The sequence below is a fragment of the Nitrospira marina genome, assembly GCF_059568365.1.
Map to the genome: position 1 here is coordinate 259,257 of NZ_JCANTH010000001.1, position 23,696 is coordinate 282,952.

Here is a 23,696-nt window from a genome sequence, read left to right on the forward strand (position 1 = left end):
CAGAGATCAGTCTTGGAGATGAACAACTAGAGCCAGTTGTTGATCAGGAGGAACGGTGCCCAATAACTGGGATGCCGATAGATGGGATGGTCGAGCAGAGTTACTTGGGCTTCACGAAGGGCCTGGGCTTTGGAGAGCGATGATTCTTTGAGCCGGACGTAAAATTCATTGATCAGCGTTGAGGATGCCTGGTCATTGATAAACCATAAGGTGGCCAAGGCGCTTCGCGCCCCAGCTTTCACGGCTACTCCGGCCAGTCCCAAAGCGGACTGATCGTCTCCGGCTGCCGTTTCATAGGCGCTCAATGTTAAGAGATCCAGGGGGACCTTGCGGAATTGAAATAACCCGATGAGTTCTCTGAGATGATCCATGCTCAGTTTTTTGTCATACGTGAGGATGAAAGAATTCTCGGGCTCCTTCGCAAATTTTCCATGTGAGGCAATATGAATAATCGTAAAGTTTTCCTCTTTCATATCCTGTTCAAGATTGGGAATGCGGAATTCTTCGTTCAAGAGCGTCTTTCCGCCAAAGAGATCTTGAAGTTCCCTCACCTCCTGTTGTGTATTGGGGAGGGGTGAAAATCCCTGAACGCCTTCGGACAGTCCAATCGACAACAGATTGACCTGCTCCCGGTTCAGGGGATGGGCATCGGTGAGCGTCAATCCCGGAGTCGTCGCGATGGCATATTTTTGTATGAGGAATTTTTCTCCGTCATGGAGGGGTCCCATGGGAATGGTTCGCAATGGTCCATCCGGGACGAAGACGAGCGTTTCAATCCCGAATTCACTCAGATACGGTTCAAGCGGCCGGATAAGCAGGTCATACAGGGCCTGCGCATGTGGTAAATATTGATGAGTGGTCCGTTTTTCCAATAGGGTCCGGAACAGGTGAATTTTTTCTGTCAGGTCACGTTTTTGAACCGGAACGGTGATTTTTTTCATTGTTCCTCCAAGGCTTATCAGGAGGGCCATCCGGTCAGGGAAGAGAATCGGATAAATAATCGCCGTGGTGTCGGATACTTTATCGATGGCTTGGATTCTCCCCTTGTTCGCTTCCACGCAATCGTCTTTGAAGTAATCCTGGAGCTCTGCGGCCTTGAATGCTTCAATGGTATCCCGGGTGTGGAACAGGAGCACTTCTTTTCTTGTGGCATCTGTCACTTCATCAGCTTGCTGGAGTAAGAGAGCAGCGGTTTCAAAAAATAAGGCTCCCAGCGAATCTCGAAACGATGCCGGGTTCTGGGGGAGCCCGACAGACAGTTGCTGACGAATGGGTTGGAGTGTATCGATCGCTCGCTGGTAGGCGGCAATGGCCTCGTCCGTCCGACCCAGATTTTTGAGGTGCCGGCCCGTGTTCCATTCCCAGCGATAGAGGGCTTCCGGGGCCTGGCCCTTTTGACTCGTCCGAATCGCCAGTTGCGTGAGTTGGAGGGCTTCCTCATGGCGGCCCCCTTCTTCGTACAATTCTCCTAAAAATCCCCACCCATATGATTCATTTTTCCAGTCTCCAATTGCTTTCGCGCTGCCTATGGCTTCCCGAAACGACTCAGCGGCTTGGGTGAATACCGTGGCATGTTCCTCTGTGAGCTGGTGGCTGAGGTCTCTCAATCCCATTCCGATGGTGAGCAGGTTTTGGATTTTTTCGTGTGAGTCAGGAAGTGTTCGTGTTTTCTCCAATGCCTGTTGCAAATGGATTTTCCCATTTTGTGCGGACTGCTGCCTGATTTCCACCAGGGCCGCATTAATCATGGCTCGAATGGAAAGAGGTTGCAAATCCAGTGAATCAGCAAGAATGCTGGATTCTGTATAAGCCGCAAGGGCTTCTGTCTCGTTCCGGCGAACCCCATGTGCATTGCCCAGATCATTGAGAATGGTAGCCATGAGCGGTCGATCTTCGATTTCCCTGGAGACCTTCAGCCCCTGTTGCAGGATCTCAAGTGCCGAATCCAACTCTCCCATATGGAGATGCAAGGTTCCCAATTGGCTGAGTGCCTGGGCCATCAGGCGGAGCTGGGTGGTCTCCTGTGCTGATTGGACGGCTGTGCGAAGGAGTTGTTGGGCCCGTTGGTATTGGCCCATATCGAGCAGGGCTCTCGAGAGATAAATGAGCGATTGAATGTGATTGGGAGAATCTCCGGATTTTTCATAGATCTGGGCGGCTTGAGTCCAGGACCGGGCTGCCTGTTCCAACTGGCCCTGCTGATACTGCCGGATTCCTTCCGCTAACAAATCTTGAGGGGACAGTTCCGCCGCAACGGCAGTCGTCATCCCTATCCCGCCGACTCCCAGGAGGAAGAACCACACCCCAAGACCATAACGAGAAAAGTTGGGAAACCCGCGAGTTCGGGACATGGCCGACCCTTTCTCTGAAGTCATCTAGGCATTCAACAGTCCCATTCTAGGAATTGCCGTCAATAAGGTCAAAGCAAGGGTTTCCGAAACGGGGCGGTTTTGAGGGTTCTCCTGGATCCGGTTGTGAATCTGGAAGAGGAAGGCGATTTTAATTATGAAGGTCTACGGTCGTCAGTTTGTGAGCGTGAACCCCTTTCTCTTGAAATTGTTCTCAAAGTAGACACACAATACACCAAGTAGACAGGTGAGATATCCAAACATCTTTAGACGGAAAGACCATGTGAGAGAGGGTATCCATGAAATCTATAGCAATAGCACGTGGTTCGAAACGATTATTTCCAAGTGGGAAAAATTTGGCTTGTGGAACGAAGCTTGCTTTTTAAATATCTGTATTCCAGGTGTGAGCAGATCCGAGAACGTCTTACGTGAAAATGTACCGGGAGGACGGTCCGGACGATGACAGGAGGACCATAATGAGCCAGATGATGACACGATGCAGGTGGGTGGCGGTAATAGGCGTGACCCTTGGTCTTAGTGTTCAGGCCATGGGAGGAGCGGAATTCCCAGACCAGGCAACCCGCACACATATGAAGGACGTCGCGTCTGTAGCCCTTGAACCAGGGTTTTTGGAGGAGACACTCCTTTCTGGTGACAGTCCGGTTATCCAAATATCGGATGACAAAACTGACAAGCAGGCGGCTTCATCACGGGAGGGAGCGTTGTACCAACCTCCACAACGAGGGGCTCCGGGAGGACGGGTTGGTGGAGGCACCAGAGGTCCTATGACGGATCTTCCGTTACTCTTGGCCCTGGCTCCCGATCACGTGGGATTGGCGAGTGAGGTGCAGCCACAATTGGTGTGGTATTTATCAAAGGCGACAAGCTACCCTTTGGAATTTACCCTTATTGACGAATCAGGGGTGACACCGATTATTGAGAAGCGGCTTTCCTCTCCCACTGAACCCGGGATTCACATTATTCAGTTGGCTGATTACGATCTGAAACTGGAGAAAGGGAAAACCTATCAATGGTTCGTGTCTCTGGTCTCTGATCCCGAGCATCGATCAGCGGATATTATCGGCGGAGGAATGATTGAGGTGGGTGAGGTCCCGGCCTCGCTGACCGAGGAATTGAAGAACGCCAATCCGGTTGAAGCGACGAAGCTATGGGGGCAAGCCGGATTTTGGTATGACGCCATAGGCGTGATTTCCACCAATATTCAGTCTCATCCTTCCGATGCCGAGATGCATCATGTGCGGGCGTCATTGCTTGAAGAGGTTGATTTGGATACGCCGGCGCAGGTGGATCGCCAGCATGGATTATGACTGTGGCTGTTTGAAAATGGGAATTGGAGGTGTTTATGGACAAGTCCACGACGGTCTTGTCTGGGCGGGTGTTGACAGGACCAGATATTTCCCCCAGTCCGTGATGCCCGTGTGTTAATGAGCCTGCGCTTTCTGTCCTAGGAAAGCAGGTTCATTTTCCCCTTTTCATTGCACCCGCAGTTATGGAACCTGTCCCCGCCGTTATGGCGGGGGCAGGTTTTTTTTACTCCCGTCCGTTGTCTCCCGCTCGACTGTTATTCAACAACAGTTCACGCACTCCTCAGGCTAGACCTCGCACCTCATTTTAGCTGCGGATTTTCCATGCTGAGCCAGGCTGTTTGGCGATACCTGGCTTCTCTCACTCGAATTAAGTTTCATTCTGTCGGACCGATACTGACTCCAAAGGGGTGTGGCCAAAACCATACCAACCCTGAGGCGTTTTTTCGATGAGCCATCAAACGGCTCCTCGTTGGTTCATGCTGCCATGTTTCTCTTCCATCTGAATAGATTCCACAGGTTTTTACTGGCATGGTCCCTTCTGTTGGGAACAATATGGTCTGTTCAGGAATCTCTTGCGAATACCCTGGACATTGCGCCTGCCTTTTTGAGTGTTCGGGTAGACGTGGACGAAGAAATTCATGATGCATTGACTGTCTCTATACCGGTGCCGTTGTTGGGGAAGGGTCGGGGTTTGGGACTATCGGTCGAAGACATGTACCGGGACCCTGTATTTGCCGACGTGTATTTTGATGATGTCCGGTCTTCGATTCAGGGTGGTGTCGAAGATTTCCTCCACGAAACAGTCGCGCTTCTGAAACAGGAAGATCAGTGGGGATTACGGATTGAAGGACATTGTGATTCGCGAGGCCCGTCGGCCTATAATCTCGCCCGGGCCGACTATCATCTGAGATCCCTTGCCGGGTTTTTGGTGCAGTTGGGAATTCCCTCCGGGCGAATTCATCCGGTGAATTTTGGCCAAACTCCTTTTTCCTGTCAGAGCGGGAGTGAACGGTGTCAGGAAGATAACCTTCGCGCGGAACGAATTTTTTCTATCCTGGCAGTTGACCGGTTTCAACGGGGTTGTCTGGCGCGATTACGTCTTATCGCCGGAAAGGATTCGGATCGAGCAACTGGATATTTGAAGCGCCCGCCGTATTTGCAACGCATTCAACTCGCGTCCCCTGTCATCACTTCTTTCCGCTGAAAGCGTGGTATCTATCGCTTTTTTTTCATTGAACGAAAAAGCCTGTTGCTGTTCCGAACAACCGGCTGCCTCGTGAACGCCTTTCTATTCAGAAGGGCTACAAAATATCCAGGACAAATTCCCAATGCACTCCCTGATCCTGAACGCCTCCGCCAGGAGGATCCTCCACGTGATTCAACTGTTGCCCCCAATATAGACTGGCATGTGCCCGATTGAAGAAGGAGAATCGGATTCCTGCGCCAATACTGGCCAGAGTCTGCGGATCGGGCGTATTGCGTTTGGCCTCCCATGACCGTCCCACATCTATGAAGGGAGCCAGTGCCACCGCCACCTTCGGACCTAAAAAGCTGGGAAACATCGGGATTCGTGACTCTACGTTAAACAGAAATGCATTATCCCGCACCAGATAATTTTCCCAGTACCCCCGGACGCTGTACCGGCCGCCGACGGCAAATTGTTCCAGTGCGAATAAGCTGTCGTTGGCAATCTGCAAGGTCAGGCCGCCGAGAAATTCGATGCCGAGAGGATCTACGCGTCGGACATATTGGGCCTGGCCTAACCAGACAAAAAATTCCCCGTCCGGATCATCAGAATTTTGTTTATTGTTGGTGGCATCCAGTACGTCTAATCCCACACTGAACCGGGATCGAACCGCGAGGACCTGATTGGGTTCCCGGTGAATCCATTCCTGCCCGAATCGGAGGGCTGACACGATAGCCTTGCCGTTGTTGGTTGCGCCGCGCTGGAAGGAGAACCCCGTTCCACCCAGGAAACTCTGATTTTCCAGGTGTTCTCCGATGAGGGAAAGGGCAATTTCGTCATTGAGTGTGCGATAGACGGGTTGACGCAAGGCGATTTTGTATATTTGGGACTTGGTCCTGATGTCCAGATCATCGAATGGTTTTGTGACGACGTGAAAGTCATTGAACCGGAAATTCAGTTCCAGGGTGGTATCACGTGCCGTGAGCGGGATGATGTAGTTGGCTTCGATGAGAGGCTGCAATCCCTTGGATTGGCCATAGGTGAAGCGAAAGGCATCTCCCAATCCGAACGGGTTCTGCACAGCGATATTTCCGAGACCCCGCGATTCGCCAACCGTTGGTGATTGAAAGTTGTTGAATTCTATCCACGCATTGAAGGGGGACGCTTCCTCGACTTGCACATGGAGGACCCCTTCGCCCGGTTTCAGTCCTGGTTTCAGCTCCGTGTTTAACCGTTCCGTACGGGGATCTTGAAGGAGGAGTTGGAGCTTTTCTTTCAACGGATTGATGTTGAGCGGTGGTCCGCTACTCAGGGCAATCCGGTCTTCAAAATAAAAGGGTAGAAAATATTTGGTGCCTTCGATTTGGATGTCCGTCAGTTTTCCCTCAATAATCTGAATGGTGACAACCCCATTCTGCAGTGTCTGGTCGGGGATCACCGCTCCGGAGTTCACATACCCTTTATTGACATAGAGCAACGTTAAGGCCCGGCGCAGTTCCTCCAGATCATTGGTGGACAACTCCCTGTCTTCGTAAGGGGCAGTGACTTTGGCTAGTTCCTCTGCTGAAAAGACGGTGCTTCCCTCAACTTGAATTTTCCGGATCATAACCCGAATTTGAGGAGGAGCCCCTTTCATTTCAGGAATGGTTTCCACTGGAGGCAGTGTGATATCGGGAGCAGTTTTTGGTGTCAGAGGCTCGGTTTTTTTTTCTAGAGGCGGGGGTTCACCGAACCGTCCGGTGGGATCAAAGCCTGGCTGGACCTGTGCGAAGAGTTGATTGTTTTGTCCTATTCCCGAAAAAAAATGTAGGGATAGGATGAGGAAAACAGGCAGTCCTTTTCCAATATCAGCGACCCGGATAATCCGGTGGACGGATGAATGGAAGAGGGGCTTTGAACCAAACAACGTATGCCTCCTTGCCATGAATGGCATCCGTAGAAGAGGTTGTCCGCTGTAAGGTTTTTTTTATACAGGAAGAAGTCAATAATTGCTAGGGAATCATCTGATTGTCGATGAAATCTCGTAATGGTCCCTATTAAGTGTGGACCTCATCCTTCGAAGAAGGTCGGACGGGAAAATATGGAGAAAGTGAAAGAGGACATCCTTCTCACCCCCCTGTCTCATTTAAACAACCGTGTTTCCTTAGTGACTTTCTTTGACCAGGTTTTTATTCCATTCCGGGATTTCAATGATGAGGTCTTTTTCCCCATTCGGGACGCACTGGCACCCCAGTCTTGATTGCAGGGTAAGCCCGGGAGCTTCATCTAATTGGTCATTTTCGTCATCCGTGGCCTCGTTACAGGTGTCCAGCCCCTGTTTCACAATAATATGACAGGTTGAGCAGGCACAGACTCCGCCGCATGCATGTTCCACATCTATCCCGTTTCCCAACGCGATATCGAGGATGCTCCCAGGCAATCCCGTCTCACCATAGGGAAACTTTTCCGGGTCAACCTCAATTTCAATAGGCTTTTCAGGTGTGATAAAGGTGAGTTTGAATGGTTTCTTAGCGACTGCCGTTTCGCTTTTCTCAATATATGGATTACTGCCTCCCATGTAATTCTCCTTACAAATCAATGTGTTGAAAGTTAATTTTCAAAAAAAGTCCGTGGTTGATTATGTTTGTCCTGACTAATTCCGACTAAATGGATCTCCGACCATTTTAGTCTTGACTGACCCAAGAGGTCAATGCTATGTTAAACCCGATCATATAAGTCGGCATTATGGACAGATAAACACTATCAATATTAATACTTAATTATGCTGAAGCTTTCGAAAAAAGCAGATTATGCCCTGATGGCTCTCCAATATATGGCCATGGTCCGGTCTGGAGAAACCAGTCCTTTTAATCCGAATAGGGTTGTTAACACCAAAGAAATCGCTGAGGAACATCATATTCCCTTGGAGTTGTTAGCCAAAGTGCTTCAAACCTTGGCTAAATATGACATGGTGGAAAGCCAAAACGGACCAAAGGGAGGCTATCTCTTGGCCCGTGAGCCACGGGAGATTTCCATCGCGCAGGTGCTGGAAGCTATTGAAGGCCCACTGGGGATTGCTGACTGCTATCATGAGAAAGATGAACATGCCTCTTGTGAACAAATTGAGCATTGTAATATCCGGACGCCTCTGTTGCGCGTCCAAGAAAGCATTTTTCATTTACTCAGTAGCATGTCTATTGAGGACATGATGGCCGAGCCCCCCTTAATCATTGTGGAATCTCGTAAAACAAAAGGAGTTCAATTATGAAGTTGCCTATATATTTGGATAATCATTCAACGACCCCCTGCGATCCTCGGGTGCTTGAAGTGATGCTCCCCTTCTTCACCGAGAAATTTGGGAATGCGGCCAGCCGGAATCATACTTTCGGTTGGGAAGCTGAAGAGGCGGTGGAAATAGCCAGAAAACAGATTGCGCATCTTATCCACGCCGATGCCAAAGAAATTATTTTTACCAGTGGGGCGACGGAATCGGATAATCTGGCCTTGCAGGGCGTGGTGGAGATGTACCGGGAAAAAGGAAACCATATCATTACAAGTTCGACGGAACACCGGGCAGTGATTGATACGGCGAAATATCTGGAAAAGAAGGGTGTCAAGGTCACTTTCCTCCCCGTTGATAAAGCCGGCATGGTGAGCCCTGATGACGTACGCAACGCCATTACCGACCAGACGATTTTAATTTCGATTATGATGGCCAACAATGAGATCGGTACGATCAATCCCGTGGCGGCCATCGGAAAAGTTGCTAAAGAAAAAGGTGTCCTTTTCCACTGTGACGCGACACAAGGGGTGGGAAAAATCCCTGTGAATGTTCAGGAAATGGGAATTGACCTGATGTCCTTTACCTCCCATAAGATTTATGGTCCCAAAGGCGTGGGGGCCCTCTATGTCCGACGGAAGGCGCCGAGAGTGAGGTTGGAGGCGATGATGTATGGTGGGGGCCATGAGCGGGGTATGCGTTCGGGAACCTTGCCTGTGTCGCTCATTGTCGGATTTGGGAAAGCCTGCGAACTAGGCGAGCAGGAGATGGCTACGGAGTCTGTTCGTATGGCCAAAATGCGCGATCGCCTTCAAGAAGGCATCATGAAGGGTATGGATGAGGTCTATTTAAACGGGCATCCGACTGAGCGGTTGCCGAACAATCTCAATATTAGCTTTGCGTACGTCGAAGGAGAGGCGTTGCTCATGGGGGTCAAAGAAATTGCTTTGTCTTCTGGTTCGGCTTGTACCTCGGCCACGCTTGAGCCCTCTTATGTGTTGCGTGCCTTGGGAGTTGGATCGGATTTGGCCCATTCCTCGATCCGTTTTGGGCTTGGTCGATTTAATACCGATGAGGAGGTGGAATACACCATTGATCGCATGATCAAAGCCGTAACGCACCTACGCGAGATGTCCCCGCTCTATGAGATGGCCAAGGAAGGGGTCGATTTGAAAAGCGTTCAATGGGCAGCTCATTAATTGATATACTTGAAGAAGAAATATTCAAAATGGTTTTAAAAAATACACTGTCTTACCATACAACAAAGGGAGGGATAGTCCATGGCCTATAGTGAAAAAGTTATTGATCATTACAACAATCCCCGTAATGTGGGAAGTTTTCAAAAAGATGCCGACGATGTCGGAACAGGCGTTGTCGGAGCCCCGGAATGCGGAGATGTGATGAAACTCCAAATTAAAGTCGAAAACGACACCATTGTGGATGCCAAGTTCAAGACGTTTGGGTGTGGGTCGGCCATTGCCAGTTCCAGTTTGGCGACCGAGTGGCTCAAAGGGAAAACCATAGAAGATGCTCAAAAAATTAAGAATACGGATATTGTTCATGAATTGAACCTTCCACCCGTCAAAATCCATTGTTCCGTGTTGGCTGAGGATGCCATTAAAGCGGCCTTGGGGGATTACCAGAAAAAAGCGGGAGAGAAAAAGGGCAAGCCGGAAGCAGCCACGACCTCATCCTAGCTCAGGGAACTGTTCACGATTTGTTTTAGGGAGAAATGGCGATGGATACAAATACCACGGAAAGCAATTCAACGGTTGCCATGACCGATGAGGCCTTGAAAGAGGTCAAGCGGTTATTGGACCTTCAAAGTATTACTGAGGGTGGTCTTCGCTTGGGAGTGAAAGGTGGCGGCTGTTCGGGATTGAGCTATACCGTCAACTTCGATGACAAGATCGGGGAGTTTGATACCGTCACTGAAGTGGATGGCGTAAAAGTAATCGTCGATGCCAAAAGCGCCATTTATCTCCAGGGGATGACCTTGGATTACCAAAAAGACATGGTGAGTGGTGCCTTCAAATTTATCAATCCCAATGCCACCAAGACATGTGGGTGCGGAGAGTCGTTTTCAGCATAAGACCAATCTTCTTCAATCACATAGTGACGTAACCACTCGGGCATGGGGCAGTTCACCATGCCCGAGTCGTCAGAGCCAGAAACACATGGACCATCAATATCCAACCACGATAAAGGCCCGGGAACTTCCCATGGCCCGCAGTATGTGCTGGCACTGCCAATCTGAAGTGACGGGAGAATATCTCTGTGGGCAATGCGTCAAAGTTCAGCCGCTTTCAAAGGACTTGGACTATTTTGCCTGCTTTCAACTCCCTCGTCTGTTGAACATTGACGAGCAACAATTGGAACAGACATTTTATGAATTAAGTCGTACTTTTCATCCGGACTTTTATTCCACTAAAGATGAATCGGAGAAAGCCATTAGTTTAGGGAATTCTGCTTTTTTGAATGCCGGCTATCGCACACTCAAGGATCCCATTCAGCGGGCGGAATATTTGATCCGGTTGGAGGCTGGAGCGGTGAAAGATATTCGATCGAATCCCCCGGCGGATTTGTTTGAAGAGGTTCTTGAGCTGCAAGAAGATTTGGAAATTTTCCGACAACTGGTCCCCAAGGGCGCGTCACCTGAACTTGAGGCCCTTCGGAAAAAGTTGCAGGGCGAACGAGAGCGTTTGGAAAAACGCCAGACTGAAATGGAGGAGTCGCTGAAGTGTCAATTCAAACAATGGGATCAGGTGCAAGCACGCGCTCCCCTTCCAGGTGAGGCGCGTGAGGAAAAAAATTCTATTTTGCGTGCTATGCAGGAAATTCTTTCTAATCGAACATACGTGCGGAATATGGTCAACGATTTGCTCGAAACCACGGGCTAATCATTCTCAGCTAAAAGGAATATATTGTGAGTCGCATTGTTGGTATTGATTTGGGAACGACGAACTCGCTGATCGCCTTTATGGATAAGGAGGGGCCTCATGTCATCCCCGGTCCGGATGGGCAGACTAAAGTGCCTTCCATCGTCGGGTTAACTGATAATGGGATGATCGTGGGAGAGCCGGCAAAAGCCCATTTAATTCGTGATCCTTCCAGCACCATTTATTCCGTGAAGCGGTTTATGGGCAAGGGGCTGGATGACGTGAAGGACGACCTGAAGTATTTTCCTTATCAGCTTCATGAAAAAAACGGGGTCATTCGAATTGAAATTGGAGACAAAACCTTTTCTCCCCCTCAAGTGTCCGCCATGATTCTGAAAGAATTAAAACGGCGAGCCGAGGATTATTTAAAGGAAGACATCTCCAAGGCTGTGGTCACCGTCCCGGCCTATTTCAATGATAGTCAGCGGCAGGCCACGAAAGATGCCGGGATGATTGCCGGGTTAGAGATCCTGCGTATCATCAATGAGCCGACGGCCGCTTCCTTAGCGTATGGCCTGCAGAAAAAGACACAAGGTCTGATCGCGATCTATGATTTAGGCGGAGGGACGTTTGATATCTCTATTCTCAAATTAAAAGATGGAATCTTTGAAGTTCTGGCAACGAATGGGGATACCCATTTAGGGGGAGATGATTTCGATCAACTGCTCGTCGATGTGATGGTTGATGATATTGTTCAAACTCAAGGCCTTAAGGTTGGGGAGAATCCCGATTTAATGCAAACCATTCGGTTGGAGGCGGAACGTGTCAAAATCCGGTTGTCGGATGAAACTCAAACTCAGGCGGTGATAGAGCTTCCCAATTCGACGTATGAAAAGGTATGGACGCGGGAGAGCATGGAAACGTTAACGATGGGTTTGGTGGAAAGAACCCTTGCGCCTTGTCGGCTTGCCCTCAAAGATGCAGGCTTAACCGCCGATCAGATTGATGAAGTGGTCCTGGTTGGCGGGAATACTCGCATGCCACTGGTTTGGCGAAAAGTGGAAGAACTGTTTGGCCAAAAGCCGCACTCTGAACTGAACCCTGACGAAGTTGTCGCGTTAGGGGCGGCTGTCCAAGCTGATATTTTAGGCGGGAATACCACAGACCTGTTGTTACTGGACGTGACTCCCCTGTCATTGGGAATCGAAACGATGGGCGGGGTCATGAGTGCGCTGATCCGTCGAAATACCACGATTCCAACCAGTGCAAAGGAAATGTTCACGACCTATGTCGATGGGCAGACCTCGGTGGATATTCATATCCTCCAAGGAGAACGGGAATTGGTTAAGGATAATCGAAGTTTGGCCCGCTTCCAATTAAAGCTTCCACCGTTGCCGGCTGGGGTCCCTCGCGTGGAAGTCAACTTTCTCATTGATGCCAATGGGATTTTACAGGTGACGGCCAGAGATATCCGGACCGGTCAAGCTCAATCGGTTCAGGTGAAACCTTCTCATGGACTGACCGACGATGAGGTGGAAGGAATGGTTCGAGATTCTTTCCAATTTGCCACCGAAGACATCAAAGCCCGTCAGATTATAGAAGCACGCAATGAAGCCAATGCGATTATCGTGGCGACCGAGAAAGCTCTGGGACGTGCAGCGAATTTAATTCAGGAAAAGGAAACGGAAAGCATTCGTCAGATTCTACGGCAGCTTGGTGAAGTTAAAGACGGGGATGATCATCGTGTCATACGTGCGAAAATTGTTGAGGTTGAAAAAACGACGCACCATTTGGCCGAAGTGTTGATGGATGCCACGCTGAAAGAAGCTCTCGAAAGTAAAAAATTATCTGACGTCATTAAGTAATCCCTCAAATAGGGAGACTTTCGACATGGGCAAAACCCATTAATCCAAGGGGAAGAAATCATGGCTCAGGAATTCATGTGGGGTGATACTGAAGATATTGCTATCCGGCTGCAGGAAGAGCACCCCGACCTTGATCCGTTAACGGTCAGGTTTACGGATTTACATGCGTGGGTAGTGGCTCTTCCTGAATTTAAGGACGATCCCAAAACGTCCAATGAAAAAAAGTTGGAGGCCATTCAAATGGCCTGGTATGAAGAGTATCAGGATGCCCAGTCCTGAGAACGCGTGTTACGGTGTAATCGGCCGGTTGAACCGTTCTATCAAAATGGAGAAAGCTGGTTGGATGAATCCGAGTTCAACCGGTCAAACTCAAAAAAATCCATAGGGTTCGACTTCTGAGGAGCCGCTTTTCCTGGTTCCGTTCCTTTACGAAAAACTTCCGTACTGATGTTTCGACTGGTCTTGGACGGCAGGTCACCCGTCTCGGTGTCGATCTGCGCGAATTGAATGTCATTAGGAATAGGAAAGGTCATAACTGGTGAGTGTAGCAGCGATTGATCAACAAACTTGGTCCAAATTGGCAGGGCCGCATGCGCCCCGGATTCCAATCTGCCGAGTGTTCGGACCCCATCAAAGCCCACCCATACTCCTGTCGCCAAATTCGGGGCATACCCGACAAACCACGCATCGTTATAACTATTTGTGGTTCCAGTCTTCCCTGCCAATGGCCGGCCAATAGATTTGGCGAGTCTTCCGGTTCCGCTTTGAATGACATCCATGAGCATATTGGTGATCAAGTAGGCGTTTTCCTTGGTCATGGCTTGTCGCGGTTCGAACTGGTGTTGTTCTAAGATCTCCCCGTTGAGGTTCTTGGCATGTGTAATCAGGTAGGGCTCAAGCCACAAACCTTGATTTGCGAAAACGCCATACGCGGAGGTGATTTCTTGGAGGGTCACGCTGGAGGAGCCCAAAGCCAAAGAGAGGTCCTGGCTGAGCGGACTTCGTATTCCCAGATTGCTGGCAATATTGACGACCTCGGGAACTCCGATTTGTTCAAGCAATCTGACGGTTGCGGCGTTGCGGGAATGGCGCAGGGCTTCACGAAGGGTAATGGTTCCAAAAAAGCGTTTTTCATAATTTTCCGGCTTCCATACCCGGTCTAAATCCTCGTCTTCATAGACGACGGGGGCATCGAGAATCAGGGATGCCGGTGTCAGGCCTTGTTGAAGCGCCGAAGCATAAATGAGTGGCTTGAAGGCAGAACCGGGTTGTCGACGGGCAATTACGGCACGATTAAACTGACTTCGAGTAAAGTCATACCCGCCAACCATTGATTGCACGGCGCCTGTCCTCGGATCCATGGCGATCAGGGCGCCTTCCACGATTGGAGTTTGCTCTAAGACAAATTCGCCTGACTCGACAGTGCCGTTTTTCGGGGCGACTTCAATAATGTCTCCGACCTTCAAGAGTTGGAGGGGAGAGGCTTTATCACGAACGACCGCTGTTCCCACATCCCCGCTTTTCTCCAATTGACGCTGGGCCCATCGCATATCCTCGAAAAGAATAGAGCCCTTATAGGTATTTCCAATCAAGATTTGAGCGGATTGTTTGGTCACGTCGGTCACGAGCGCTCGGTAGAGGCCATGGACAAGAGCTGCCTTTGGACTCTGTAGCTCCGGAAAGGTGTCGGGAGGGGTGAAATCTTTGGAAAAGACAATATGTTCAATTGGCCCTCGCCAGCCTTGACGTTTATCTAATTGGCGGAGTCCTGTACGAACCGCTTCTTCTGCGTTTTTCTGCATGGCAATGTTTAAGGTGGTGTAGATTCGTAGCCCACCCTTATACACAAGGGTTTCTCCGTACCGATCTACCAAGTGTTGACGCACCTCTTCCAGGAAATAGGCCGCAATCGGTTCTAAGGATTGGTGACGGTAGGATAGGGTTGTGGCCATGGCGGCGTGCGCCTCTTCGTTGGTGATATACCCGGCCTCTACCATGCGCCCTAAAACCAATTCTTTGCGCGATTTAGCCAGATCTGGATTCCGATAGGGTGAATAAGTGTTGGGAGCTTTAGGAAGACCAGCCAAAAATGCTGATTCAGGAAGACTCAAATCCGAGACGTTTTTATCAAAATAGGTTAAGGCGGCGGCGGCCACTCCATAGGCACCGTGACCGAAATAAATTTGGTTTAAGTACATTTCTAGAATTTGCTCTTTGGTCAACACCCATTCCATTTTCACTGCGAGAATGAGCTCTTTAATTTTTCGCTGATACGTTCGTTCGGGAGAAAGAAAAAGAGCTCTGGCTAACTGTTGGGTAATGGTGCTAGCGCCTTGAAACCGGCCACCTTTTTTGAGGTTGGTCCAGGCGGCCCGGCCGATGCCGACAATGTCCAGCCCAGGGTGATCAAAAAAACGGGTATCTTCTGTTGCAATGACCGCTTGCGTGAAGGCTTTGGGGATTTTGTCAATGGGTGTATACAGACGACGTTCGATGAAAAATTGCCCAATAAGTTCACCGTTATCTGCATAGACTCTAGACACTAAACTCGGATGGTAGTCTTGAAAGGAGTCGAATGTGGGAAGGTCACGGGTCGCAATCCAGAGAATTCCCGCAAGACCTCCTACCCCGACACATAAGGCAAGGAATGTGGTGATCATCGTTATTCGAAGCCAGGACCAGCCGCGTAGCGTGGAAAAAAACCTTTGAAATTTACTCATAAAGGATTCGTAACCAACGATAACCTAGAGATTGGGAAGATTTGGATGGTATCAAGGAGGAGGAGGATTTCACTTGCCTTTTAATTACGATACCCCGAGATAGCCTAAAACACAAGATCGATATTTGTTTCCGATTGGACGGCATATATGCCGCCATGGCATAGGTCAACGATGTTAGGATTAGAGGCGGTGAAAAATGGTGTGAGGAAAGATAGCAGATTTGAACTTCTTACGGCTCTCTGGCTCAGCAAACAGGGTCGGGAGTGGAGTTTCGTTAGGGCTAAATGGACAATTCTGTAGGGCTTCTGCCAGATTGACAAACTTTTTCACCCCATGTTACCACAAAAGGTCAAGTGAATTTTCGGCATTTCCATTACAACGAAGGAGAGCAATCATGTCTACAGATGTTGCCGCAGAAGTTAAAGTCGGAGACGTAGCCCCCGATTTTACATTAAAAGACCAGGACCAAAAGGATGTTAAGCTCAGCGACTATCGCGGAAAGAAGAATGTGGTTCTGGCATTTTATCCTCTGGATTGGAGCCCGGTTTGTACCGGAGAAAACAAATGTTTAACCGATGATTTTCCCAACTTTGGATCAGTTAATGCCGAAATTTTTGGCATAAGCTGTGACAGCTTTTTTTCCCACAAAGCTTGGGCGGATTCCTTAGATCTTAAGCATCAACTACTCGCCGATATGCATCGGACGGTATCTAAGGCCTATGGATTATATTTTGAGCCGTTGAATTGCTCAAAGCGGGCTACCGTCATCGTGGATAAAAATGGAAAAGTGGCCTATGCAAAAGTTCAAGATATCAAAACCGCTCGTGACGACAAAGAAATTTTGGAAGCTTTGAAAAAGTTGAATTAATCCTGAGGATGGTCTGATCGAAGGAGTTGGTTCTTGAACCTACTCCTTCGGTCTGTAATTTTGGATCGCGAGGCTGTGATGTCCGGTATTGTTGAAGATGTGAACGATGACAACTATGAAGGGTTCACGGAGGCTTCAGCTGCGGTTGTGGCCTATGGCATTGCGACCTGCGAACCGTGTAAAGCCTATGATCCTGTTCTTGCGGACATTGCCCAACAGTATTCGAATGTGCGATTTGGAAAGGCTAAAATGCACGTTCCGGGGCGGTGCCGGGCCATTAAAAAGCGGCATCAATTTGAAACGTATCCCACCACTCATTTCTTTTCCAATGGAACGCTCGTGCTTACCAAAGAGGGAAAATTAGAACCCGCCGAACTGGCCGACTTGATTCGGCAATCGTTCTCTATCCAAACCTAAATTCTGTTTTGGGGAAACCTCACCCGGTCCTGGTTCCGTCCGGCCTGCAGAGGGTCTTGCAGCTGGCAGGGTATCCTGATTGAGTCGGTGCGCGTCCTCAAGACGGTGCTTCCAGATGCAGGCTATACAGAATACACAGCCACGGCACCTGATTGTTGGCTCACGGAGACCCGGCATAGCGGGGGTGTGTGGAAGTGGGGGGCCAATGTTTCCCAGATGACCTTCGCAAGCGACGAGTCTGTGACGGGAATGTTGGCAAAGGCCTGATCCTGGCTTAAATTTCGCTGATCAAATCGTGCAAGGATCTGGTTTCTGACGATTTGATCCACAGTCTGTAAATTCATAACCTGCCCGGTGTCGCTGGAAATTTGGCCCTTCGTAGCAATCCACAGATCATAATCATGTCCTTGCGTATGACCTGTCCGGGATTGATGCAGGGCTGAAAACGCATAGCGTCGAGCGATGATGGCCGAGTCCCCGTTAGCAGGTTGGAGGGCACCATCCATGAGACTCGCATTCACCTCGGCATAGAGGGTTTCGTCCTCATAAAGACGAAGGGCATCTGGATTAGGAAGGTCTGGATGTTTTTCCAAAATGTGCCAGAGAGTGACGGCGAGATTTTCGGTCGTGGGAATTCTCTCGGAAAAATATGGGGTATCGAGATTTAAGTTTTTATGATCAAATTGTTCCAGGACCTGATTTAAAATGAGTTTCAAGTCATATAAATTGATGATCATTCCTGTGACAGGGTCGATGTCCCCCCGCAAGGTGACTTCCAATAAATAATTATGGCCATGGGTATTCACATTATTACAAAGACCAAAAACCGCACGATTTTTTGCGTCATCCCATTCAGGATTGTGGTAGCGGTGAGAGGAGCAAAACTCTAAACGTTTGGTAAGGGTCGCTTTAGGCATGAAGTCTCTATAGAAAAGAAAAAGGGCTGGATCTTGGTCGCCTATGGAAGTCCAAGTCCAGCCCTAATTGGTTAGGGTTCTGAGTGAATATTTTCTAGGTCGAGAATGAGCTTCCACATCCACAGGTGGACTTCGCTTGAGGATTTTTGATGGCAAATCCCGACCCTTGCAGACTATCAACGTAATCGACTTCTGCGCCGCTGAGCATTGGGGCACTTTGGGAATCCACAATCACCTTCACGTCGCCTTTTTCGATGATGGTGTCATCATCGCTGGTTTTATCTTCAAACGACATTCCATATTGATAGCCGCTGCATCCGCCGCCTTTGACGTAAATGCGCAAACCGACGGAATTTTCTTCTTCTTTAATCAGTTCCTTAATTTTCTGCTCTGCGATTTCAGTAATTGTTACCATAGTTGTTGTATCCTCCTTATGATCACATTATTTTTGTAGATTCATCATTCCTTTCAATCGGTTGAAAGGGATCCAACGTTGAGTTTACATCTTAAAGCACGACTTTTAATCTTGTCAATTTATAGGAGGATCTGCGAAGTTGGGAAGTTATGCACGGCAAAAATGATGAATCACGTGAGATCCTTTAACCATTCCTGCCTCAATTCCTGAGGTACTGGGGCTTCTGTGCGATATTGAGGGTGGAGGATAGTCAGAAAGGCAGGGACTTCCTCTTGGGCCAGGAGGTCTCGAAAGGTTGGGGTGGTGGAAAATCGTATAAAGTGCACGGCACTGATTTTATCTTCCTTGCTATGCCCGGCCTCAAAATTTGCAAAAACTGAGGTATCGCCAACCTTGATGCCCACGGTATTGGCCTGGTCTATATTCTTAAAGGAATCCAGAAGCGGTTGAATGTTTTCGGAATCGGTGATTTCGATAAACAGTGTTGCGCTCAATTCATGACGATCTGGTAGAAGCGCATTATACACGTCACATTCTTCCTGAATTTTTCCCGGATCAAAAATGCGCTCTATTCGAACCATTTCTTGTATTTGAAATAGCAGGGTGTCCCGATTCTCAAACACGAGCGTTACGAATTTTCCTACAGAAATGCGGCGCCGTTTTTTAAGGGCAATAATTTTTTGCCGAATGGCGGGGCGGTTTTTTTCATATTGAGCAGCCGGGAGAAGATCTTGTGGTGTGAGCAGTTTCATGGTGTTAATCCATAGGCGTTACGAACGACTTGAATAGGATGAAGGGCTGATTGAGTTGGCGCAGTTTGAAGTGCTTGGTCCAGTTGTAGTGCCGACAGGGGGCAATCGGAGGCGACGACGTCGAACGGCTCCTCTTGAATTTCTCGCACGGCTTTCTTGGCGATTTTCATCGAGAGATCAAAGAATTCAGTCTTGGCACTCCAGGCTCCATCGTGTCCGGAACATTTCTCGATCAGATGAACCGTGGCCCCGGTCAACTCCATCAATTCTTTTGATTTAAAGCCGATGTTCTGATCACGTAAATGACAGGGAATTTGATACGCCACGCGTCCTGGATTAGCTTGAAAATCAAGAGAAAGCTTACCTTCCCGTTTGAGCCGCATTAAATATTCGCAAAGATCAAACGTGCGCTCGCTCAATTGTTTCATTTCAGGTGTGGGTTTGAGGTAAGGGTATTCCCGTTTGAACATCAGGCTACAACTGGGTGCTGGAATGACGATGTCATATCCCTGATCGAGATAGGGCGCAAAAAGTCGATATTGAGACTCGGCAATCTTGGCCATTCCATCGGTATCACCTAAGTCAAACCGTGGCATCCCACAGCACTGCTGATTTGAAGGTACCACGACCTCAATGCCGTTTTTCTCCAAAATTTGCACGGTAGCTTTTCCAATATCAGTCACCTGATACGTCACCAGGCAACTTGGGAAGAAGGCTACTTTTCCCTGGCTGTGGGTAAGTGCGGGAGCCGGCTTTCGCTGATCCCACCATTGGGTAAAGGTCTGGGATTGAAACGAAAGGACTTGGCGGTTTTTGTGCACTCCGACCATCCGCTCAACCAGACTTCGAAGCCACGGTGTGCGAAGGGCCCAATTGGTCAGTGGGGCGGTCAGGCTTCCCAGTTTTCCGATCAAATCGGTTTGGATCAGGAGCTTGTCGCGCCATGTGGCCCCACCCTCAGCCGTCCGTTGTTTTTTCCAGGCAGCCATGAGCCTGGGAAAATCCAGATCATATTGATGGGGGGGAGAATAGGGACAATGGTTGAAACAGAGCTTGCAGTAGTAACATTCCTGTTCAATCCTTGTGAAATCCTGTGCAGTGAACTGCGTTGAATCGCTCTCATACTCATCAATCCGGTCAATAAGGGTATTGAACGACGGGCATAAATTAAAGCATCGTCGACATCCGTCACAGACATCGAAAATGCGTCGTGTCTCGGTTTCGAGTTGAGACCGGGTCCACCCTGGAGTGATAAGGTCAAATTTTGTCACAGATTATGACTTCGTTTGAAAGTCTGTGAAAGAGTGTGTACAAAGCGGCAGCCTTTATCGACCGCCGCCGTGTGTCATAATGCCGGAGTTCTCAGCTCTGTTTTAGGGATTCCAGCCCTTTGGTGAACCGGTTCGCATGGGATCGTTCGGCTTTGGCCAACGTCTCGAACCATTCTGCGAGTTCCTCAAGTCCTTCATCACGAGCGGTTTTTGCCATGCCGGGATACATCTGGGTGTATTCATAGGTCTCACCTTCAATTGACGCTTTTAAATTGGCTTCGGTGTTGCCAATCGGCACGCCGGTGGCAGGATCACCGACTTCCTTCAAAAAGTCCAGGTGCCCAAACGCATGTCCGGTTTCAGCTTCAGAGGTATCACGAAACAGACCGCCGATATCGGTAAAGCCTTCAATGTCCGCCCGCCGGGCAAAATATAAATAGCGTCGATTCGCTTGCGATTCACCGGCAAATGCCGCTTTTAAATTTTCGTGGCTTTTTGTGCCTTTAAGAGCTTTTCCCATGGAGTCCTCCTTTGACGGTTGTGGGGTGTAACCCCGGTGATGAATGGTTGATGGAGCGCCCCGTGTGGTGGCGACAGGAGCCGCAAATTCCACGGAAAGCGACCTGATAACTCGTAATTTCAAAATCTTTGGGAATGCCGGCTGGGGAGGTCAGGCGATTGAGTCGGGGATCGATGACATCGACAATGGCCTGGCACCCCAAGCAAATCAAATGGTGATGGGGAGACAGGTTGGCATCAAATCGAGCCCGGGTATGGCCAATATTGACTTCATGAATCAACCCGGAGGTACGCAAAGCCCCAAGTGTGTAGTAGACGGTGTTTAGAGACATCATCGGAAATTGCGGAGCGACTTCGGCAAAGAGCTCTTCCGCGGTCGGATGGGTAGTGCTGCGGAGGAGGGCGTCATAAATAGCAGTTCGCTGCGGGGTCGTTTTTAATCCGCATCCCTGAAACTTCTGTTTGATGTCCTTGAATGGAATTTCCATATCATTCCTGTTTAGGAATAGTTACTATTTAACAAAACCCTAAAGAGATGGTCAACCGGAGTACGCCGGCTGCACAGAAAGCCAGGCAAAAGCGAAATTGGGAAGACCCGTGCTCCGGTGATTTGCGTTTTCCAGGAATTTAACGTTTTGCAGGAATCCACTGACGCCATCCCTGGCCTTCGTGCCCAAACTGAAAATGAGTGGGATAAAAAATCTCAGCCAAAATTTCGAGGGATTCAACGAGGCGCGGCCCCGGACGGTTAAAAAACTGGTTCCCATCCGTCAGGTACACCTTCTGATTTTGTACTGCTCGTAACTGTGGCCAATATGGATGTGATGTCATGACCGGCAATTCTTCTTGAATGCGAGCCATGGAAAATCCACAAGGCATCAAGACCAGAATATCCGGATCCGAAGCGGCCAAGGCTTCCCAGCTTATCCATGGGGCGTCTGTCCCTGCCTGTCCAAACACCGATTGCCCTCCGGCCAAATGAACCAGTTCGGGTACCCAGTTGCCGGCAGCCATCAGCGGTTTCATCCATTCGATGCAGGCCACAGTGGGGGGAGTAGGTTGTTGTTGGGCGCGGTCCGCAATATCGCCCATGCGTTGGTGGGCCTGTTTCAGAAATACCCGTCCTGCAGTTTGCTGTCCTAAGCCGTCCGCCACTCTGGTCAGATCGTCCCAAACCCCTGATAAGTCCTGCGCACCCAGGGAAATCAACGTGGGTGACATTCCTATCAAGTCGCGAAGGGCCCGCTGTACCTCATCAGCGCTCACGGCACACACCTCACACTGGGTCTGGGTTACGATGACATCCGGACGTAAGTCCTGCATTTGGTCGACCAAGACCTTATACAAGGAAAGGGCTGACTGGAGACGTTCTGAAACCTGGGCATGAATAGCTTGGCTCGTTCCCTCACTATCCACCGTGGCTTGAGTGCAAACAGGAAGAGAGGTAATGTCGGAAGGAAAATCGCATTCGTGTGACCGGCCGACGAGCTGGGCACGGCAACCTAAGGCGCAGACCATTTCCGTCCCACTAGGAATCAACGACACAATACGAGAAGACACAATATTTCCTTGTTAGGTGAATAGAACGGGGGAAAATTAATCGCTCATCCTACCTGAGGAAGGCAGGGCGTCCGCAACTTTTTTTTGGTTGCCTGGGCTGTTGAGGAGAGAGCGGGAAGAGAATGGAAGCTACTTTCCATCTATGGTACAAAGGTACTTTCAGCATGGCTCGGCAAAACGATCACGATTATGTCTTTTGTGTTCCAACACCAATTTCACTATTGATGACCGAAATCCGATTTGCATTCATCAAGGAGGTATGTATGGCAGCTAAAGCGTATATTCTCATGAAAGTCAAAGCAGGAAAAGTCCAAGATGTGTTAGAGACCCTCAAAGCCCTTTCTGGAGTGGAACAAGCTCATGCCTGTTTCGGTCAGCCTGATATCTTTGGTCTGGTCAATGCGCCTGATGACCGGGCTCTGTCCAACCTCATCATGGCCAAGATTCACACCATCCCGGGAGTGGAAGAAACCGACACGCATATCGTCGTCCAGGATTAGTTGCGTTCATTATCCTTGCCTCAGAAGCGGGGGACGAACTTAAGGGGATAGATAGAGCATAGCTATTTTTGCTCCGGATTGTGGGGTGTGGCTTCCTGGTTTATACAATCTCTCCATGCTCTTCTATTGAGCCAAAAAAACAAGGGTACTTATAGAAAAAGCCGGGGTCTTTCGACCCCGGCTTTTGTTTTAATTCTGATTCGAAAGAAAATGGACGATTGAGATCAGAACAAACCGGAAGCATGGCCGGAGTTGGCCATGAAAAATAACATGGGGATGGAAAGCATGGTATTTGTGCGAGACGCCAGGAGTGCCATCCGTCCGGCCTTGGCTTTTTCTTCAGGTGTGGCTTCCTTGAGCCCAAGGACTTTTTTCTGATTGGGCCAAATAATTCCCCACACATTCAGCAACATAATGGTCCCAAGCCAGGCACCCATCCCGATCACGGCATCCGGTCCCTGCAGCATAAATGCACTTCCCATCCGATGCTGATTCATCAGTAGGGCGGCCCCAAATATCCAGGTGAACAGGGCTCCCCAGCGAAACCACCAGAGCGCATTGGGCACCAGGTGTTTAAAGGATTCAGCCTTGGTTTCGGGGGTGACGGCTTTGAGAAATGGCACTTGGATGAAATTAAAGTAGTAGAGAATTCCAATCCAGGTAATGCCCGCGAGGTAATGTCCCCACGCTAATAAACTTTCCATAAGATGTCCTCGTATTCGTTAGGTTGATTAAATAAGTCTTTGGAGGTGATGAGGTGTCACACCAGCATTTTGACCAGGCCGTACAGGACCACAGTCAATACAAAGCCAGCAGTGATGGTGCCAGAGATCGTATCGAGCGGATTGCCCATTGTCTTCCTCCTTTATTGTTTCGTAGAAATGAGAAGCGG

The 23,696-nt window shown here is 49.2% G+C and carries 23 protein-coding genes and 1 pseudogene; 12 read left to right on the top strand and 12 right to left on the bottom strand.

The window, feature by feature from the left end; genetic code table 11:
• Positions 1 to 26 precede the first annotated feature (26 nt).
• Positions 27 to 2,375, bottom strand: a complete 2,349-nt coding sequence (locus LX98_RS01130) for a CHAT domain-containing protein (protein ID WP_496427157.1) — start codon at positions 2,373 to 2,375, stop codon at positions 27 to 29.
• 449 nt (positions 2,376 to 2,824) lie between these two features.
• On the opposite strand from LX98_RS01130, the gene LX98_RS01135 reads away from it, so the two are divergent.
• Together LX98_RS01135 and LX98_RS01140 are read left to right on the top strand one after the other, a co-directional pair.
• A complete protein-coding gene (locus LX98_RS01135) occupies positions 2,825 to 3,676 on the top strand; it encodes a DUF928 domain-containing protein (RefSeq protein WP_496427158.1) in 852 nt (283 codons plus the stop codon).
• A 541-nt stretch (positions 3,677 to 4,217) separates the two neighbouring features.
• Complete coding sequence (locus LX98_RS01140; protein WP_496427159.1) at positions 4,218 to 4,880, top strand: OmpA family protein; 663 nt, start codon at positions 4,218 to 4,220, stop codon at positions 4,878 to 4,880.
• Positions 4,881 to 4,977: 97 nt separating this feature from the next.
• Here the strand turns inward: LX98_RS01140 and LX98_RS01145 are convergent, their stop codons facing one another.
• Together LX98_RS01145 and LX98_RS01150 are read right to left on the bottom strand one after the other, a co-directional pair.
• On the bottom strand, positions 4,978 to 6,786 hold the full coding sequence (locus LX98_RS01145) for a ShlB/FhaC/HecB family hemolysin secretion/activation protein (protein ID WP_496427160.1): 1,809 nt from the start codon (positions 6,784 to 6,786) through the stop codon (positions 4,978 to 4,980).
• 219 nt (positions 6,787 to 7,005) lie between these two features.
• A complete protein-coding gene (locus tag LX98_RS01150) occupies positions 7,006 to 7,419 on the bottom strand; it encodes a 2Fe-2S iron-sulfur cluster-binding protein (RefSeq protein WP_312644627.1) in 414 nt (137 codons plus the stop codon).
• A 204-nt stretch (positions 7,420 to 7,623) separates the two neighbouring features.
• Between LX98_RS01150 and LX98_RS01155 the strand changes: the two genes are divergently transcribed.
• The 7 genes from LX98_RS01155 (at position 7,624) to iscX (ending at position 13,144) form a co-directional block, all read left to right on the top strand.
• A complete protein-coding gene (locus LX98_RS01155; RefSeq protein ID WP_312644625.1) occupies positions 7,624 to 8,109 on the top strand; it encodes an RrF2 family transcriptional regulator in 486 nt (161 codons plus the stop codon).
• A complete protein-coding gene (locus LX98_RS01160) occupies positions 8,106 to 9,320 on the top strand; it encodes an IscS subfamily cysteine desulfurase (protein WP_496427161.1) in 1,215 nt (404 codons plus the stop codon). Before LX98_RS01155 ends, LX98_RS01160 begins: the two co-directional genes overlap by 4 nt.
• Before the next feature lie 81 nt (positions 9,321 to 9,401).
• Positions 9,402 to 9,818 (top strand): Fe-S cluster assembly scaffold IscU, encoded by a 417-nt coding sequence (gene iscU, locus LX98_RS01165; RefSeq protein WP_496427162.1) that lies wholly within the window; start codon positions 9,402 to 9,404, stop codon positions 9,816 to 9,818.
• A 41-nt stretch (positions 9,819 to 9,859) separates the two neighbouring features.
• Complete coding sequence (locus LX98_RS01170; protein WP_496427163.1) at positions 9,860 to 10,213, top strand: iron-sulfur cluster assembly accessory protein; 354 nt, start codon at positions 9,860 to 9,862, stop codon at positions 10,211 to 10,213.
• Positions 10,214 to 10,298: 85 nt separating this feature from the next.
• On the top strand, positions 10,299 to 11,021 hold the full coding sequence (gene hscB, locus LX98_RS01175) for a Fe-S protein assembly co-chaperone HscB (RefSeq protein ID WP_496427164.1): 723 nt from the start codon (positions 10,299 to 10,301) through the stop codon (positions 11,019 to 11,021).
• Positions 11,022 to 11,047: 26 nt separating this feature from the next.
• Complete coding sequence (gene dnaK / locus LX98_RS01180) at positions 11,048 to 12,865, top strand: molecular chaperone DnaK (RefSeq protein ID WP_496427165.1); 1,818 nt, start codon at positions 11,048 to 11,050, stop codon at positions 12,863 to 12,865.
• Positions 12,866 to 12,925: 60 nt separating this feature from the next.
• Positions 12,926 to 13,144 carry a Fe-S cluster assembly protein IscX gene (gene iscX, locus LX98_RS01185; protein ID WP_496427166.1) on the top strand — a complete coding sequence of 73 codons (219 nt, stop codon included), beginning with the start codon at positions 12,926 to 12,928 and terminating at the stop codon, positions 13,142 to 13,144.
• A gap of 41 nt (positions 13,145 to 13,185) precedes the next feature.
• Here iscX and LX98_RS01190 read toward each other — a convergent pair whose 3' ends face one another.
• Complete coding sequence (locus LX98_RS01190; RefSeq protein ID WP_496427167.1) at positions 13,186 to 15,585, bottom strand: PBP1A family penicillin-binding protein; 2,400 nt, start codon at positions 15,583 to 15,585, stop codon at positions 13,186 to 13,188.
• Between the two features lie 394 nt (positions 15,586 to 15,979).
• Between LX98_RS01190 and LX98_RS01195 the strand changes: the two genes are divergently transcribed.
• Together LX98_RS01195 and LX98_RS01200 are read left to right on the top strand one after the other, a co-directional pair.
• The gene (locus LX98_RS01195) at positions 15,980 to 16,453 is read left to right on the top strand and encodes a redoxin domain-containing protein (RefSeq protein WP_496427168.1); all 474 of its coding nucleotides are present in this window, start codon (positions 15,980 to 15,982) and stop codon (positions 16,451 to 16,453) included.
• Positions 16,454 to 16,486: 33 nt separating this feature from the next.
• Entirely contained in the window at positions 16,487 to 16,870 is a 384-nt protein-coding gene (locus tag LX98_RS01200; RefSeq protein WP_496427169.1) for a thioredoxin domain-containing protein, read from the top strand.
• 122 nt (positions 16,871 to 16,992) lie between these two features.
• On the opposite strand, the gene LX98_RS01205 is transcribed toward LX98_RS01200, so the two are convergent.
• The 7 genes and pseudogenes from LX98_RS01205 to LX98_RS01235 form a co-directional block, all read right to left on the bottom strand.
• Positions 16,993 to 17,787 (bottom strand): 6-carboxytetrahydropterin synthase, encoded by a 795-nt coding sequence (locus tag LX98_RS01205; RefSeq protein ID WP_496427170.1) that lies wholly within the window; start codon positions 17,785 to 17,787, stop codon positions 16,993 to 16,995.
• A gap of 94 nt (positions 17,788 to 17,881) precedes the next feature.
• Positions 17,882 to 18,214, bottom strand: a pseudogene (erpA, locus tag LX98_RS01210) (iron-sulfur cluster insertion protein ErpA); the annotation flags it as partial.
• A gap of 158 nt (positions 18,215 to 18,372) precedes the next feature.
• Complete coding sequence (locus LX98_RS01215) at positions 18,373 to 18,954, bottom strand: DUF3501 family protein (RefSeq protein ID WP_496427171.1); 582 nt, start codon at positions 18,952 to 18,954, stop codon at positions 18,373 to 18,375.
• Positions 18,951 to 20,225 (bottom strand): heterodisulfide reductase-related iron-sulfur binding cluster, encoded by a 1,275-nt coding sequence (locus LX98_RS01220; protein WP_496427172.1) that lies wholly within the window; start codon positions 20,223 to 20,225, stop codon positions 18,951 to 18,953. The genes LX98_RS01215 and LX98_RS01220 overlap by 4 nt, the downstream gene beginning before the upstream one ends.
• A gap of 91 nt (positions 20,226 to 20,316) precedes the next feature.
• Positions 20,317 to 20,745: a rubrerythrin family protein gene (locus LX98_RS01225; RefSeq protein WP_312644598.1), complete on the bottom strand. Its 429-nt coding sequence runs from the start codon at positions 20,743 to 20,745 to the stop codon at positions 20,317 to 20,319.
• Positions 20,729 to 21,232 carry a transcriptional repressor gene (locus LX98_RS01230; RefSeq protein ID WP_496427173.1) on the bottom strand — a complete coding sequence of 168 codons (504 nt, stop codon included), beginning with the start codon at positions 21,230 to 21,232 and terminating at the stop codon, positions 20,729 to 20,731. The genes LX98_RS01225 and LX98_RS01230 overlap by 17 nt, the downstream gene beginning before the upstream one ends.
• A gap of 139 nt (positions 21,233 to 21,371) precedes the next feature.
• Entirely contained in the window at positions 21,372 to 22,304 is a 933-nt protein-coding gene (locus LX98_RS01235) for an ABC transporter substrate-binding protein (RefSeq protein ID WP_496427174.1), read from the bottom strand.
• Between the two features lie 263 nt (positions 22,305 to 22,567).
• Between LX98_RS01235 and LX98_RS01240 the strand changes: the two genes are divergently transcribed.
• Positions 22,568 to 22,804 (top strand): Lrp/AsnC family transcriptional regulator, encoded by a 237-nt coding sequence (locus tag LX98_RS01240; RefSeq protein ID WP_312644591.1) that lies wholly within the window; start codon positions 22,568 to 22,570, stop codon positions 22,802 to 22,804.
• Between the two features lie 224 nt (positions 22,805 to 23,028).
• Here the strand turns inward: LX98_RS01240 and LX98_RS01245 are convergent, their stop codons facing one another.
• Positions 23,029 to 23,508 (bottom strand): urate hydroxylase PuuD, encoded by a 480-nt coding sequence (locus LX98_RS01245; RefSeq protein ID WP_312741846.1) that lies wholly within the window; start codon positions 23,506 to 23,508, stop codon positions 23,029 to 23,031.
• Positions 23,509 to 23,696 lie beyond the last annotated feature (188 nt).

Coding starts and splice junctions, on each gene's coding strand:
- LX98_RS01130 (WP_496427157.1), bottom strand. CDS start 2,375: ATGACTTCAGAGAAAGGGTCGGCCATGTCCCGAACTCGCGGGTTTCCC.
- LX98_RS01135 (WP_496427158.1), top strand. CDS start 2,825: ATGAGCCAGATGATGACACGATGCAGGTGGGTGGCGGTAATAGGCGTG.
- LX98_RS01145 (WP_496427160.1), bottom strand. CDS start 6,786: ATGGCAAGGAGGCATACGTTGTTTGGTTCAAAGCCCCTCTTCCATTCA.
- LX98_RS01150 (WP_312644627.1), bottom strand. CDS start 7,419: ATGGGAGGCAGTAATCCATATATTGAGAAAAGCGAAACGGCAGTCGCT.
- LX98_RS01155 (WP_312644625.1), top strand. CDS start 7,624: ATGCTGAAGCTTTCGAAAAAAGCAGATTATGCCCTGATGGCTCTCCAA.
- LX98_RS01160 (WP_496427161.1), top strand. CDS start 8,106: ATGAAGTTGCCTATATATTTGGATAATCATTCAACGACCCCCTGCGAT.
- iscU (WP_496427162.1), top strand. CDS start 9,402: ATGGCCTATAGTGAAAAAGTTATTGATCATTACAACAATCCCCGTAAT.
- LX98_RS01170 (WP_496427163.1), top strand. CDS start 9,860: ATGGATACAAATACCACGGAAAGCAATTCAACGGTTGCCATGACCGAT.
- hscB (WP_496427164.1), top strand. CDS start 10,299: ATGGACCATCAATATCCAACCACGATAAAGGCCCGGGAACTTCCCATG.
- iscX (WP_496427166.1), top strand. CDS start 12,926: ATGGCTCAGGAATTCATGTGGGGTGATACTGAAGATATTGCTATCCGG.
- LX98_RS01190 (WP_496427167.1), bottom strand. CDS start 15,585: ATGAGTAAATTTCAAAGGTTTTTTTCCACGCTACGCGGCTGGTCCTGG.
- LX98_RS01195 (WP_496427168.1), top strand. CDS start 15,980: ATGTCTACAGATGTTGCCGCAGAAGTTAAAGTCGGAGACGTAGCCCCC.
- LX98_RS01205 (WP_496427170.1), bottom strand. CDS start 17,787: ATGCCTAAAGCGACCCTTACCAAACGTTTAGAGTTTTGCTCCTCTCAC.
- LX98_RS01215 (WP_496427171.1), bottom strand. CDS start 18,954: ATGAAACTGCTCACACCACAAGATCTTCTCCCGGCTGCTCAATATGAA.
- LX98_RS01225 (WP_312644598.1), bottom strand. CDS start 20,745: ATGGGAAAAGCTCTTAAAGGCACAAAAAGCCACGAAAATTTAAAAGCG.
- LX98_RS01230 (WP_496427173.1), bottom strand. CDS start 21,232: ATGGAAATTCCATTCAAGGACATCAAACAGAAGTTTCAGGGATGCGGA.
- LX98_RS01240 (WP_312644591.1), top strand. CDS start 22,568: ATGGCAGCTAAAGCGTATATTCTCATGAAAGTCAAAGCAGGAAAAGTC.
- LX98_RS01245 (WP_312741846.1), bottom strand. CDS start 23,508: ATGGAAAGTTTATTAGCGTGGGGACATTACCTCGCGGGCATTACCTGG.